This window comes from Halorubrum sp. Atlit-26R, from assembly GCF_003666015.1.
Lineage (GTDB): Archaea > Halobacteriota > Halobacteria > Halobacteriales > Haloferacaceae > Halorubrum.
Genome location: NZ_QPLT01000001.1, coordinates 419,675 through 432,482, shown reverse-complemented (window position 1 = coordinate 432,482; position 12,808 = coordinate 419,675). Strand labels below are relative to the sequence as shown.

The following is a 12,808-nucleotide window of genomic DNA, read 5'->3' as shown; positions in this document are numbered from 1 at the left end:
CGGTCGGTATGCTCGTCGTCGTCTCCGACACGCACGCACGCGAGGAGTCGAAGCTTCAGGGGCGGACCGCGGAGGCGGTCCGCGAGGCGGAGTTGGTGATCCACGCGGGCGACTTCTACCGCGAGCCGGTTCTGGACGCGTTTGGGTCGGCCGCCGCGAGCCTCCGGGCCGTCTACGGCAACAACGACGACGCGGCGATCCGCGACCGGGTTCCCGAGGTGCGGACCGTCGAGTACGCCGGAGTCCGGTTCGCGGTCACGCACCGCCACCGGAGCGGCGACACGGGGCTCGTCATGCTCGGTCGGGGCCGCGACGCGGACGCCGTGATTTGCGGCCACAGCCACCGGCCGCGGTTCGACGACTCGGGCGGACTCCCGATACTGAACCCGGGCAGCCACGCGCAGCCGCGCGGGAACCGGCCGGCCCACGCGGAGCTGACGGCGGCCAAGGACGGGAGCGAGCCCGCGCTGGACGGGAAGCTGGTGACGCCCGGCGGCGAGGTCTTCGAGACGTTCCGGATCGAGGGCGGGAGCGGCGCGGAGTAACGGAGCGGGGAGCGGAGCGGAAGGGGGAGAAGCGAGCGGAGCGCGTCGCCGCTGCGTCGGCGGGGACGGATCGCGACGCCCCGCGTACGGCCGGACCGGTCGACGGTCGTGTGCACGGTGGCGGACCCGGAGCGGCGCGGGCGCGGGCGCCGGCGGTCGGACGGGGCGGCCGGGGAGGGGTTCCGGGCAGGGGAGGGAGCGGCCGCGAGTCCGACCGGCCGGCGGGTCGACCGGCGTGTTGGGGCGTGTGAGGGCCGAAGCGGGGGTCGCGGTTACACGTAGTGCGGGTACCGACATATACGTGGCTGAGAGACAAAAGCGCGTTTTAGTCACTGCTCCGATCGCCGGCGGGCGGCGGGACGGCGTGGTCGCGCGACCGGTCGGCTCGAAACTTATAACCGCGTGCCGACGGATTCGAGCGTATGCTCCCGGTCCAACCGCTGTTCGTGCTCTTATTGGTGGGTCTCCTCGGGCTGTTCTTCTTCGGGTTCCTCCTCGTCCGGCGCACGGTGGCCGGGCTGAACGAGGGGTACAACGACGGTCGGAACTGATGGTCGTCGTCACCGCCGCGACGCTGCTCGTCGCGGCCGCCGCTAGCCTCTTCATGGCGTGGTCGATCGGCGCCGGCTCCTCCGGGTCGACCCCGTTCGCGCCCGCGGTCGGCGCGAACGCCATCTCCGTGATGCGCGCCGGCCTGATCGTCGGCGTCCTCGGGCTGCTCGGCGCGATCCTCCAGGGCGCGAACGTGACGGAGGCGGTCGGTACCGAGCTGATCGGCGGCGTGACGCTCACGGCCGCGGCGGCCATCGTCGCGCTCGTCACGGCTGCCGCGCTGGTCGCGGTCGGCGTCTTCGCCGGGTACCCGATCGCGACGGCGTTCACCGTCACCGGCGCGGTCGTCGGCGTCGGCCTCGCGCTGGGCGGCGACCCGGCGTGGCCGAAGTACGCCGAGATCGCGACGCTGTGGGTGCTCACCCCGTTCGTCGGCGGCGGCGTCGCCTACGGCGTCGCCCGAATGCTCATCGGCGAGTCGCTGCCCGAGCGGCCGCTCACGGCCGCGCTCGCCGGCGTCGTCGGCGGGATCCTCGCGAACGTCGGCTTCGCGCTGCTCGGACCGGCCGGCGAGCAGGCCTCGGTCGCCAGCGTCCTCGGATCGGGGCTCGGGATCGGCGGCGCGGGGCCGCCCGCGGTGAGCCTCGCGATCGCCGCCGTGGTCGCGGTCGCCGTGTACGCCGACCTCGGGCGCGACCGCGCGGGCGCCCAGCGCCGGTTCCTGCTCGCGATGGGCGGGCTCGTCGCCTTCTCGGCGGGCGGCTCACAGGTGGGGCTCGCGATCGGCCCGCTCGTCCCGATCTTCAGCGAGGTCGGCGTCCCGCTGTGGGCGCTGCTCGTCGGCGGCGGCGTCGGGCTACTGGCCGGGTCGTGGACGGGCGCGCCGCGGATGATCAAGGCGATCTCGCAGGACTACGCCTCGATGGGGCCGCGGCGGTCGATCTCCGCGCTCATCCCGTCGTTCGCGATCGCGCAGACCGCCGTCGCCTTCGGGATCCCCGTCTCCTTCAACGAGATCATCGTCTCCGCGATCGTCGGCGCGGGCTACGCCGCGGGCGACGCGGGCGTCAGCCGGAGGAAGATGGGGTACACGGTGCTCGCGTGGATCGGGTCGCTCGTCGGCGCGTTCACGCTCGGGTTCGTTCTCTACTCCGCGGTCGACTTCGTCGTGTGAGTGGCTTCGGGAGCTCGCCCGGCCTTCCTCGACCGTCTCAGGCGCGCAGCTCGGGGTACGTCGGCAGCCGCGCGGACGCCGCGCTCCCGTCGACGAACGGGAGGTCGACGGCTGTCGCCGGCACCTCCTCGCCGTCGACCCGGACCGTGACCGCGCCGCGGTCGGCGTCGAACCCGACGAGCGCCAGGGCGATCGGGACGTCGGTCGCGGGGCCGACCGCCGCCCGGGTGACCTCGCCGATCGCCTCGTCGCCGTCGAAGACGGCCGCACCGGGCTCGGGGAGGCCGGCGTCGATCCCGTCGGGGTCGGCGTTCGCGTCGAGGGCGGCGACCGCCTCGGCGACGCCGTCGAGTTCGAGGCCGACGAGTCGGCGGCTCGGTCGCCCCTGGTTCTCCACGCGCGAGACGACCTCCTGGCCGACGTAACACCCCTTCTCGAAGTCGAGCGCGTTCCGGAGGCCGAGGACGTTGGGGACGGTCCCCGCTAACTCGTACTCGAAGAGGGGCGTCCCGGCCTCGGTCGCGAGCGCGTCCCACGTCCGGTAGCCGAACGGCGCGGCGTTGAGCCCGCGGTTGATCAGGGTGTCGAACACGTCGCCCGCGTCGGCGGCGGCGCAGACGATCTCGTACCCCTCCTCGCCCAGCGGCGCGTCCGTCGCGATCACGGTGACGCCGGCGTCGACCATCGACCCGCGGACGAAGGAGAGCGGCCCCTCGGGCGCGCCCGGGCCGCCGAGGACGGACGCCACCTTCTCGGTCGACTTCGGCCCGTGGACGCCGAACACCCCGAACTCGTCGGAGACGTCGTCGATCTCGACGTCTTGGATGAACACGTTCTCCGCCCAGTCGGCGGCGACCGACTCGGCGCGCTCCGGGGGGAGGAAGACGAGCAGCCGCTCGTCGGCGTTGTACACGTACATGTCCGTCTCGATCCCGCCCTGCGGGTCGAGCAGGAGTGCGTACGTCCCCTCGCCGTCCTCGGTTGGGACGCGGTTCGAGACGGCGTTGTCCACGAACTCGACGCGGTCGGCGCCCCTGACGGCGAGGACGCCGTACCCCATCTCGATCACGCCGGCGACGTTGCGGACCGCCTTGCCGACGCGGACGGGCTTCCCGTAGTGGTCGACCACCTCGCGGCCGCCGCGGTCGCGGTACACGGCGCCGTGCGCGTCGTGGGTACCGGAGACGAGCGTCATGGTCGGAGGGACGCGATCGAGGGGCAAAAGGCCGCCGTCTCCGGCGGCTACAGTCCGAGGCGGTCGCGGATCGCGTCGACGAGGCTCTGCGAGGGGTCGTCGTCCGGCGCCTCGGGGTCCGGAACGACCCGGTCGTGGGCGTACACCCGGACGCGCTCCTCGGACTCCACGGTGATGAGCGAGTCTTCCTTCAGCGCCGAGAGGGCCTTCTCGACGGCGTCGATGTCTGCGTCGACGGCCGCGCGCAGTTCGAGGACGGTCATCCCCTCGTCGCCGCGGTCGACGAGCGCGTCGAGCAGCGCGACCTCGACGTCCGGCCGGTCGCGGTATTCCGGCTTTGCGGCCATACGTGTCCCTTGTGCGGGGCGGACTTTACGTCTACCGGCGGGAGGAGAGAACCTGACCCGAGAGAGGGCGGCCCGTCAGCGAACGATCCGCGAACAGGTGCCACAGAGGTTCTCCTCTTTCACGTCGACCTCGCGGACGGTCGGGGAAAACGACATGACGCACTTGCTGTTGTCGCAGTGTTCCAAGCCGAGCGTGTGGCCGATCTCGTGGACGACCTCCTTGCGGACGCGGTCGCCGAACACGTCGACCGCGGGCTTTGTCGAGACGCCGCCGTCGGAGGAGGTGCGGAGGCGGTGGGTCGAGATGACGGAGCCGCTGCCGTTGAGGTACGCGAGGCCGAACACGTAGTTCCGGCGGCGGTAGTAGAGGTCCTCGGGCGTAATTCCGATGTTCTTCTCGCCGCCGCCGACGCGGGTGACCGTCTCGATGAGGTCCTCGGCGCGGTACTGGCCGCGGTCGCCGTCGAACGCGGAGTCGGGGATCGGCTGATCGTCGTGGACCGTCACGTCGCAGTCGTACACGGAACGCAGCGCGCCGGAGGCCTCCCGTTTCACTTGGGGGGTGACCTCCCCGACCGGGACGATGTCCACGAGCATGGAACCGCTTTTGACCGCCGCGGTCATAAAGGCCGCGCCGTGGGCCAACCACCGCCGTCGGAACGCGCGCTCGTCGCCGCGCTCGACCGATACGAGCGACTGATCGAGGTCGGCGTCGGGCGGCGTCCGGAGGTCGCTCGCACGCTCGCCGACCGCGGTCGCGAGGTCGTCGCGATCGACGTCGAGGTGAGCGAGGCGGCGCGGGACGCGTCGACGGAGCCTCGGCCGTCGAGGGCGGGGTCGCTCCGCGTCGTCACGGCGGACGTGACGGCGCTGGCGACCGCCGACACGGAGCGATCGGTACGGGACGCGCTCGGACTCGACGCGTCGGAGGGCGGATTCGACGCCGTGTACGCGCGGAACCTCCCCGCCGAACTCCAGCGACCGACCGTGGCGCTGGCGGAGCGACTCGACGCCGACTGCCTGTTCACCACGCTCGGCTTCGAGGAGCCGGTCGTCGACGTCCGGCGGCGGTCGATGGAGGCGGGGACGGTCGTGTACGTCGCGCGGTGACGAGTCGCCTCGGTAGTTCCGCCGCCGCGTCCCTCGAACCGGCGACGCCGGCCGCGAACCCGAACGTTCATTCCGCCGCCAGCCGGGGTAGCGGTATGCAGGTCGACGCAGTGGTCCTCGATATCGACGGGGTGTTGGTCGACGTGGCGGACTCCTATCGTCGGGCGATCCTCGAATCGGTCGACCGGGTCTGCGGCAAGCCGATCGACCGCGACGCGGTCCAGGCGTTCAAGGACGCCGGCGGGTTCAACAACGACTGGGAGCTGACGGACGCCGCCGCGCTGTTCGTGTTGGCCCGCCGCGAGGGGCTCCGAATGGACGTCGACGAGTTCACCGACCGCGTCCGCGAACTCGGCGGCGGCCTCGACGCGGCCAAGGAGGTCGTCGGCGACCTCCCGCGGGTCGCGCAGGCTCGCGTCCGCGACCAGTGGGACAGAGACGCGCTCCGGGAGACGTTCCAGGCGCTGTACCTCGGCGCGGCGCTGTACCGCGAGTTAGAGGGCGGCGAGCCGCCGATCGAGGCGGACGGGTACATCCACGACGAGCCGACGCTCGTCGACCCCGAGACCATCGCCGACCTCACCGCGCGGTTCGACGTCGGCGTCCTCACCGGGCGGCCGGCCGCGGAGGCCGAAATCGCCTTAGAGCGCGTCGGCCTCGACGTGCCCGAGGACCGTCGGTTCACGATGGACGACTGGGAGGAGGGGAAGCCGCACCCGCGGGCGCTCGTCGAGCTCGCCGAGCGGTTCGACGCCGAGCGCGTCGCGTTCGCGGGCGACACCCTCGACGACGTGCGCACCGCGCGCAACGCAGACGAGGCGGACGAGACGCGCGTCTACTACGGTATCGGCGTCCTCACCGGCGGGCTCACGGGCGATGCGGGCCGCGAGAAGTTCGCAAACGCCGGGGCCGACGCGGTGGTCGACGACGTGAACGAACTGGTGGAACTGTTGGAGTAGCCGCCGGTGCGTGGCGGTCGCGACTGCGAATCGCGAAGTCCGATAGAAAGTGGGCCCTGCCGGATTCGAACCGGCGATCGACTCGTTATGAGCGAGTCGCTTTAACCGGACTAAGCTAAGGGCCCGCTCGTATCAGTTCGTCTCTCTCGATTCCTCTTTATATTGTCGGGTCGGAGCAGAGCGAGGACAGTACCCCGTCGATAAGGAAGTCTTCGTGCCAATTGGTGTTTTCGACGTTGCCGTTTTTCGAGGGTTCGTGACGAATTGTCATCTGCGTTTTACCAGTCTCTTCGATTGGAACGAGATACGTTTCGTCGCACGCGGGGGCGTAAACGGCGAAGAAGTCGACTGCGTCCTCGTACCCCTCTCGTTCGTAGCCCGAACTCTTCGTCCGAGTGCTCCGCGTTCGGAACCGCACTGCGCCGCTAGTCGTCGCTTCGAACGCCGTCTTGACTTGGATTCGATGGAACGAGTCATCCACCTCAACGACGATGTCGTACGGTTCGTTGTCGTATGTGGGAGTCAGGACGGGGATTCCACGGCTCACGAACTCCGATTTTACGATCGCCTCCGCTGCCTGACCGCGCTTGTGTGGCTCCTCGAGTGATGCGAATCGATCGCTCCGCTCCGGCATATCGGAGAGGAAGGAGTTACGACAAAAATACGTTCGCTGCTAACCGGGAGAGACCTCGAAACGAAATGGAGGCGCCGAAGCCAGGACTCGAACCTGGGACCGCCTCGTTAACAGCGAGGCGCTCTACCAACTGAGCTACTTCGGCTCACTTCCGGGTACTCGCGTTGTTTTGATAGGGCTTTCGTTTCCGCCCGACGGGACGGGATCCGGGGAACGCGAACGGAGAGAAGCAGCACCGGAGCGGCCGCGGACCGCTGCGCCGATCCGACCGACACGTTTTCGGCCGGACCGCGAGACCGTCCGGTATGGACGAGTTGGAGGCGGTGCTGTCGCGGGTGCGCGAGCGGGTCCTCCCGGAGCCCGAGGAGCGCGAGCGACTGCGCGAGACGGCCGCGACGCTGACCGAGCGGGCCCGCGAGGCGATCGCCGACCTCCCGGTCGAGGCCGACGTGGTCCAGGTCGGGTCGACCGCGCGCGGGACGTGGGTCGCGGGCGACCGCGACATCGACCTGTTCGTCCGGTTCGACGCGGACCTCGACCGCGCCGAGTTAGAGGAGTACGGGCTCGACGTCGGTCACGCGGTCCTCCCGGACGGTCACGAGGAGTTCGCCGAACACCCGTACGTGAAGGGGCGCTACGAGGGGTTCGACGTCGACTTGGTCCCCTGCCACGACGTGGAGCGGGCGGCCGAGCTGGTCTCCGCCGTCGACCGCACGCCGTTCCACGACGCGTACCTCTCGGCGCGGCTCGACGACGACCTCGCCGCGGACGTGGTGCTGGCGAAGGCGTTCCTGAAGGGGATCGGCGCGTACGGGAGCGACCTCCGCACCGAGGGTTTCTCGGGATACCTGACTGAGCTGCTCGTGTTGGAGCTCGGCGGGTTCGTCCCGCTGGTCGAGTCGGCACGGAGCTGGCATCCGCCGGTGGAGTTCGACCCCGAGGGGCACGCCGAGCGCACGTTCGAGGACCCCCTCGTCGTCGTCGACCCCACGGACCCGACGCGGAACGTCGCGGCGGTGCTGTCGGCGGCGAACCTCGCGCGGTTCCAACACTACGCGCGGGAGCTGCTCGCGGCCCCGAGCGAGGCGCTCTTCGAGCCCGACGACCCCGAGCCGCTCGACTCCGGGGAGGTGCGCGCCCACCTCGACCGGCGGGGGACGACGCCGATCGCGGTCGTGTTCGACGCGCCCGACGTGGTCGACGACCAGCTGTGGCCGCAGCTCCGGCGCTCGCTGGACGGGATCGTCGGCGGGCTGAACGAGCGCGGCTTCGACGTTCTCCGGGCGCGAGCGATGACGGACGCGGCGGGAACGACGGACGCGGCGGGAACGACGGACGCAGCGGGAACGACGGACGCCGCCGGGACGAGCGACGCCGAGGAGACGGACGAGCGCGACGGAACCGGCGAGCCGACGCGGGCCGCGCTGTACGCCGAATTAGAGGTGACCGAGCGCCCGACCGTCGAGCGCCACGAGGGGCCGCCGGTCGCGGTCCGAAAACACGCCGCGAGCTTCTACGAGTCGTACGTCGACGACGTCGACCCGGACACGTACGGACCCTTCATCGACGGAGACCGGTACGTCGTCGAGCGGGAGCGGGAGTTCGCAACCGTCCGGGAGTACTTGGAGAGCGACGCGGCGAGCGACGTCGCGCTCGGGGCGCAGGTGGAGCCGGCGTTCGACGACCGCGACGTGCTGGTCGGCGAGTCGGTCGCGACGCTCGCGCCCGCGTTCGGCCGACCGCTCCGGGAGTTCTACGAGCCGCGGCCGTGAGCGCCGTCGGCGGGAACGTCGATCGTCACCCGGAGACGCGGTCGAGGAGCCAGTAGACGAGCGCGGCGACGGCGACGACGATCAGTGCCACTCCCGAGAGGAGGCCGGCGGCGCGGGGAAACGACAGCCAGAACGCGGCGTAGAAGGCGAGCGCGAACGCGAACAGGCCGACGACCAGTAGTCCGCGAGAGGGGTTCTGCGCGGCGGCGACGAAGGCGCGCTGGGGGATCGAGAGGTCGCCGAACTCGGGGACGTCTTCGGGGTCGACGGCGTCCGGGTCGGCGTCGTCGGAGAGCGATCCCGAGTCGGCCGGATCCCCCGACTCGCCGTCGACGGAGCGGTCGGTGTCGGTCACGGACGCGGGTACGGGCCGGGGGATGCTGTACCTATCGCTTGCCGAGGTTGCGCCTGTCAGGCGGAGAGGAATCGTCGGTCAGCCGAAGACCGCAGCGACGAGGAACGAACCGAGGAGGAACGCCGCCAGCGCGGCCGCGAGGTTCGACGCCGCGACGACCGCGGCCGCGCGGGCGCCCGTCTCGCTCGCCGCCCGAACGGTCCCGACGGCGAACGAGGAGAACGTCGTGAACGCGCCGCAGAAGCCGACGCCGAGGAGCAGCGCCGCCGTCGAGCCGATCGGCGCGGCGGAAACGGCCCCGAGCGCGAAGCTCCCGACCGCGTTGACGAGGAGGACCGACCGGCGTCCCTCGACGCGGAGCCCGACCGCGTGCCGGGAGACGGCGCCGAACGCGCCGCCGACGCCGACGAGGGCGGTCGCGAGGAGCGGGGCGACGGTCATCGGCGGTCCCGCCCTCCGAGCGCGAGTCCGAGCGCGGCCGCGGCGAATCCGGTCAGATAGCTGACGGCGACGTACCAGGCGCCGGCGGGCGTCCCGAGCGCGACCGCGTCGGCGACGAACGTGCTGTACGTCGTGAACGACGAGAGCGCGCCGGTTCCGACGAACAGGCGGATCCGGTCGCTCGACGCGCGGGTCAACAGGAGCCCGAGCGCGAACGATCCGGCGACGTTCGCGACGAGCGTCCCCACGCCGGTCGGGGCGCCGCCGAAGACCGCGGAGGCGCCTCCGGACGAGGCCGCGGCGAGGGCCCGACCGACCCCGACGTCGACTGCGTGTCTGGCGACCGCGCCGAGGAACCCGCCGAGCGCGACGAGCAGGAACCCGTACGGCGTCCGTTCCATGCGCGTGAGTGAGGCCGGGACGGCTTGTACGTTCTGGACCGCGTTACCGGCGCTCCGCGTCCGACAGCCGACTCGCACGCGGACTCTCCCCCTCGTGCGGCGTCCGTCGCTCTCTGATCCGAACCGTGTGGGCCGTCTCGGTGGCGTCGTCGACGACGAGCGCCTCGCCGACCCCTTCCGGGAGCCGCGAGGCGAGGTCGCCCGCGAGGTACGTCGCCTCCGCCTCGGCCAGTCGGTCGACGTCGCGCCCGGCCGTCAGGCGGTGGGAGACGAGGAGGTCGGACTGGGAGACGGCGACGCTCGGCAGCGCGGCCGGTCGCTGCGTCGCGCACACCAGCGAGACGCCCGGCGCGCGGCCCCGCGTCAGGAGCGTCCGGAGCGCCGGCTCGGCGATCCCGTCGAAGAAGGCGTGCGCCTCGTCGACGAGCAGCCACGGGAGCCGCGGGAGATCGCCGTCGATCCGCGCGTCGTAGAGCCCGCGAGCGACCGCGCGGACGACGGCCGACGCGGCGGCGTCGGGCACGCCGGCGAGGTCGAGTACGGCGGGGTCGCCGTCGGCCGCGAGGGACGCGACCGGCGGCGCGTCGGCGTCGAAGACGCCCCACGAGGCCGCGAGCCGGAGGTGGTTCGCCGCGGCGCGCCGCGTCTCCGCCGGCGCGTCGGCCGCAGTGACCGCCTCGCGGAGCGCCGCGAGCGAGGGCGAGGAGCCGCCGTCGACCGCGTCGGCGACGACGCGCCAGACGAGGCTCCCGGGACCGCTCGCCGGGTCGAGCCCGAGCAGGTCCGGCCACGTCGAGGGCGGTATCGAGGCGGGGCGGACCGCGGGGTCGACGACGCGGCCGCCGGCCGCCTCGAGGCCACCGAAGACGCCCATCGGGTCGACGACGACCGGAACGACGCCGTCGGCGTCGGCTATTTCCTCCGCGAGAACGCCGAGCGTGTACGACTTCCCGGTCCCGCGCTTCCCGAACACGACCCCCGCGTGCGGACGGTCGAGGTCGACGCCGACCGGCGCGCCGGCGCTCCCGTCGCGAGCGAGGAAGGATCCGATTCGGGCGGTGTGAGGCGGGGGGTCGTCGTCGCGGTCGCCGACCTCCTCGGAGCCAGTCCCGTCGTCGCAGTCGGAGTCCGTTTCGTCGCGGGGAAGATCCGTTCCGTCGCGGCCGAGTACGTACACGCGGCCGGGTGGCCTCGGTATCGGATAAAAACGGTCGGGGGCAGTCCGAATTCCTCGGCGTCGAGTGCGTCTCGCAGACCTCGGTCGCCGTGCCGTCCGACTCTTTATAAGCCATGCCGCGGCCAGCGGGCCGTATGTCCGATCGAACACACGACTCGCGCACCGCGAACCGCCGGACGTTCAGCACCGACACCCGCGCGATCGAGGGGCTCCCCGTGCGCCTCGTCATCGCGCTCGTCGTCGGCGTCGCCAGCCTCAGCGTGATGATGGGGATGATCGGCGACATCGACGGCTTGGCCGCGACGGAACTCGACGCGCAGCCGCAGCCGGAGGTGACCACGCCCGGCGACCAGTCGATCGACATCGCGGTCGTCGACCCGGACGGCTCCCGCGTCGCGGACGCGACGGTCATCGTTCGCGGCGGCTCCGCGCAGATCGACGGCGTCGTCACCGCGAAGACGAACGGCGAGGGGGTCGCGACCGTCGACGTCGACCCCGAACTCGGACCCAATCAGGCCGACGGGACGCTCACGGTCGACATCAAGCCGCCGGCGGAGGGCGACTACGTCGACGAGCGGGGGAACACCGAGGTGCTCGTCGTCGAGGAGTGACGCGGCGAGCGACGCGGGCGAGAGCCTGTCAGAGGCGGTCGTCCCAGTCGATCCAGTCCTGCTCCCAGCCGTGTCGACGCTCCCGGCCGCGCTCGGCGCGTTCCGCGTCCTCCCGCCGCGTCCGGTTCCGTTCCGTCCCGGGCTGTTCGCCGTCGACGAGCATCGGCTGGAGCCGCGCCGGCCCGTGGGTCTCGACGGTCTCGAACCCCGCCGGCGCCGGGTCCTCGTCCGGAGCGGAGTCGGCGGCGGGCGACGGCTCGATCGCCGCGACCGTCTGGACGCCCGCCCCGCGCGGGTAGACGATCCGACCGCCGGGCGCCAGCTGTTCGCGGAGGGGGCGCGGCGGCTCGACGACGGCGGTTTCGAGGAGGATCCGGTCGTAGGGTGCGTACGCGGGGAGCCCGTCGGCGCCGTCCGCGCGGTCGACGAGGACCGCGCCGTAGCCGGCCGCGTCGAGGTTCGACCGCGCGGCGTGGACGGCGGCGCGGTCGATGTCGACCGCGTGGACGCGCCGCGCGCCGGCAATCTCGGCGAGCATCGCGACCGAGTAGCCGACCCCCGCGCCCACGACGAGGACCGAGTCGCCCTCCGCGGCGTCGAGCGCGGTGACTAACCGGACCAGCGTCGAGAGCGAGAGCGAGTGCGGATCGTCGCCGTCGACGCCGCCGCGGGGCGAGTCGTCGACGAAGGGGTCGCGCGGGACGCGCTGGAGGGCGGTCAGCACGGGCGGCTCGATGGGCTCGCCGATCTGGTGTTCGAGCCCCTCGATCATGTCCGCCCTGAGCGACGCGTCGTCCATGACCGCTCTCGGGGCTCGGTCCTCTAAAACCGTGCGTTCGGCGGGCCGGCCGCCCGCGACGCGATCGGCGCATCGACGCGGTCAGCGCATCGGGACGAACCGCACGCCGCCGCGGTCCTCGCGGTCGATCCCGTCCTCGCGGACCGTGAGCCGGACGAGCCGTTGGCGACCGCCCTCGCGGACGGGAGCGACGACGCGGCCGCCCGTCCGGACGCGGCCGACGATCGCGTCCGGGACGGACTCGGGCGCCGCGCAGGTGAGGTAGGCGGCGTCAAACGGCGCCTCGTCGGCGAACGCCTCGCGGCCGTCCCCGGCCGCGACTGTCACGTCGTAGCCGAGGCGATCGAGTCGTTCGCGGGCGTCGGCGGCCAGTTCCGGGACGCGCTCGGCCGAGAACACGTTCCCCGGGCCGACGACCTCGGCGACGACGGCGGCGTGGTAGCCGCAGCCGGTCCCCACCTCGAAGACGCGGTCGCCGCGCTCGACGTCGATCAGGTCGGTCATCATCGCGACCATGTGCGGCGCGCTGACCGTCTGATCGTGGCCGATCGAGAGCGGGCGGTCGGCGTACGCCGACGCGCGCTGCGACTCCGGGACGAACTCGTGGCGCGGGACGGCGCCGATCGCCGACAGCGTCCGCTCGCTCGCGTCGAGGCGGTCGCGGAGCGCGTTCACCAGCTCGCGCCTGGCGGCCGCGTGGTCGGCGTCGCTCATGCGGGTAGTTAGCACAGGGGGC

17 protein-coding genes and 2 tRNA genes are annotated in these 12,808 nt (G+C 72.1%); 7 read left to right on the top strand and 12 right to left on the bottom strand.

Annotated features, from left to right (window positions below; translation table 11 throughout):
• Nucleotides 1–8 precede the first annotated feature (8 nt).
• From DVK07_RS02050 to DVK07_RS02045, 3 genes are all read left to right on the top strand, one after another.
• Complete coding sequence (locus tag DVK07_RS02050; protein WP_121595485.1) at nucleotides 9–545, top strand: metallophosphoesterase; 537 nt, start codon at nucleotides 9–11, stop codon at nucleotides 543–545.
• 422 nt (nucleotides 546–967) lie between these two features.
• Nucleotides 968–1,096: a hypothetical protein gene (locus DVK07_RS24180; RefSeq protein ID WP_017342347.1), complete on the top strand. Its 129-nt coding sequence runs from the start codon at nucleotides 968–970 to the stop codon at nucleotides 1,094–1,096.
• Nucleotides 1,096–2,271 (top strand): inorganic phosphate transporter, encoded by a 1,176-nt coding sequence (locus tag DVK07_RS02045; RefSeq protein WP_121595484.1) that lies wholly within the window; start codon nucleotides 1,096–1,098, stop codon nucleotides 2,269–2,271. The genes DVK07_RS24180 and DVK07_RS02045 overlap by 1 nt, the downstream gene beginning before the upstream one ends.
• Nucleotides 2,272–2,308: 37 nt before the next feature.
• Here the strand turns inward: DVK07_RS02045 and DVK07_RS02040 are convergent, their stop codons facing one another.
• The 3 genes from DVK07_RS02040 to DVK07_RS02030 all read right to left on the bottom strand — a co-directional run bounded on the left by DVK07_RS02040 (nucleotide 2,309) and on the right by DVK07_RS02030 (nucleotide 4,410).
• Entirely contained in the window at nucleotides 2,309–3,466 is a 1,158-nt protein-coding gene (locus DVK07_RS02040) for an aminomethyltransferase family protein (RefSeq protein ID WP_121595483.1), read from the bottom strand.
• A 47-nt stretch (nucleotides 3,467–3,513) separates the two neighbouring features.
• A complete protein-coding gene (locus DVK07_RS02035) occupies nucleotides 3,514–3,813 on the bottom strand; it encodes a DUF6432 family protein (protein WP_121595482.1) in 300 nt (99 codons plus the stop codon).
• A 75-nt stretch (nucleotides 3,814–3,888) separates the two neighbouring features.
• Nucleotides 3,889–4,410 carry an archaemetzincin family Zn-dependent metalloprotease gene (locus tag DVK07_RS02030; RefSeq protein WP_121595481.1) on the bottom strand — a complete coding sequence of 174 codons (522 nt, stop codon included), beginning with the start codon at nucleotides 4,408–4,410 and terminating at the stop codon, nucleotides 3,889–3,891.
• A 39-nt stretch (nucleotides 4,411–4,449) separates the two neighbouring features.
• On the opposite strand from DVK07_RS02030, the gene DVK07_RS02025 reads away from it, so the two are divergent.
• Both DVK07_RS02025 and DVK07_RS02020 read left to right on the top strand, forming a co-directional pair.
• Nucleotides 4,450–4,923 (top strand): UPF0146 family protein, encoded by a 474-nt coding sequence (locus tag DVK07_RS02025; RefSeq protein ID WP_121595480.1) that lies wholly within the window; start codon nucleotides 4,450–4,452, stop codon nucleotides 4,921–4,923.
• A gap of 95 nt (nucleotides 4,924–5,018) precedes the next feature.
• Nucleotides 5,019–5,882: a TIGR01548 family HAD-type hydrolase gene (locus DVK07_RS02020; RefSeq protein WP_121595479.1), complete on the top strand. Its 864-nt coding sequence runs from the start codon at nucleotides 5,019–5,021 to the stop codon at nucleotides 5,880–5,882.
• A gap of 50 nt (nucleotides 5,883–5,932) precedes the next feature.
• On the opposite strand, the gene DVK07_RS02015 is transcribed toward DVK07_RS02020, so the two are convergent.
• The 3 genes from DVK07_RS02015 to DVK07_RS02005 form a co-directional block, all read right to left on the bottom strand.
• A tRNA-Ile gene (locus DVK07_RS02015) sits at nucleotides 5,933–6,007 on the bottom strand.
• A 32-nt stretch (nucleotides 6,008–6,039) separates the two neighbouring features.
• Nucleotides 6,040–6,516, bottom strand: a complete 477-nt coding sequence (locus DVK07_RS02010) for a group I intron-associated PD-(D/E)XK endonuclease (RefSeq protein WP_121595478.1) — start codon at nucleotides 6,514–6,516, stop codon at nucleotides 6,040–6,042.
• Nucleotides 6,517–6,588: 72 nt separating this feature from the next.
• Nucleotides 6,589–6,661 (bottom strand) — tRNA-Asn (locus DVK07_RS02005).
• A 160-nt stretch (nucleotides 6,662–6,821) separates the two neighbouring features.
• Here DVK07_RS02005 and cca point away from each other — a divergent pair.
• The gene (gene cca / locus DVK07_RS02000; protein ID WP_121595477.1) at nucleotides 6,822–8,288 is read left to right on the top strand and encodes a CCA tRNA nucleotidyltransferase; all 1,467 of its coding nucleotides are present in this window, start codon (nucleotides 6,822–6,824) and stop codon (nucleotides 8,286–8,288) included.
• A 25-nt stretch (nucleotides 8,289–8,313) separates the two neighbouring features.
• Here cca and DVK07_RS01995 read toward each other — a convergent pair whose 3' ends face one another.
• The 4 genes from DVK07_RS01995 to DVK07_RS01980 form a co-directional block, all read right to left on the bottom strand.
• Nucleotides 8,314–8,643, bottom strand: coding sequence for a hypothetical protein (locus DVK07_RS01995; protein ID WP_121595476.1), 330 nt, complete (start codon nucleotides 8,641–8,643; stop codon nucleotides 8,314–8,316).
• Nucleotides 8,644–8,721: 78 nt separating this feature from the next.
• On the bottom strand, nucleotides 8,722–9,084 hold the full coding sequence (locus DVK07_RS01990; protein WP_121595475.1) for a CrcB family protein: 363 nt from the start codon (nucleotides 9,082–9,084) through the stop codon (nucleotides 8,722–8,724).
• Nucleotides 9,081–9,485, bottom strand: a complete 405-nt coding sequence (locus tag DVK07_RS01985) for a CrcB family protein (protein WP_121595474.1) — start codon at nucleotides 9,483–9,485, stop codon at nucleotides 9,081–9,083. Before DVK07_RS01985 ends, DVK07_RS01990 begins: the two co-directional genes overlap by 4 nt.
• A 43-nt stretch (nucleotides 9,486–9,528) precedes the next feature.
• Nucleotides 9,529–10,683 (bottom strand): ATP-binding protein, encoded by a 1,155-nt coding sequence (locus DVK07_RS01980; protein WP_121595579.1) that lies wholly within the window; start codon nucleotides 10,681–10,683, stop codon nucleotides 9,529–9,531.
• A gap of 113 nt (nucleotides 10,684–10,796) precedes the next feature.
• On the opposite strand from DVK07_RS01980, the gene DVK07_RS01975 reads away from it, so the two are divergent.
• On the top strand, nucleotides 10,797–11,273 hold the full coding sequence (locus tag DVK07_RS01975) for a carboxypeptidase regulatory-like domain-containing protein (protein WP_121595578.1): 477 nt from the start codon (nucleotides 10,797–10,799) through the stop codon (nucleotides 11,271–11,273).
• 28 nt (nucleotides 11,274–11,301) lie between these two features.
• Here DVK07_RS01975 and DVK07_RS01970 read toward each other — a convergent pair whose 3' ends face one another.
• Nucleotides 11,302–12,072, bottom strand: coding sequence for a protein-L-isoaspartate O-methyltransferase (locus DVK07_RS01970; protein ID WP_121595473.1), 771 nt, complete (start codon nucleotides 12,070–12,072; stop codon nucleotides 11,302–11,304).
• Nucleotides 12,073–12,153: 81 nt separating this feature from the next.
• On the bottom strand, nucleotides 12,154–12,786 hold the full coding sequence (pcm, locus tag DVK07_RS01965) for a protein-L-isoaspartate O-methyltransferase (RefSeq protein ID WP_121595472.1): 633 nt from the start codon (nucleotides 12,784–12,786) through the stop codon (nucleotides 12,154–12,156).
• Nucleotides 12,787–12,808: the final 22 nt, after the last annotated feature.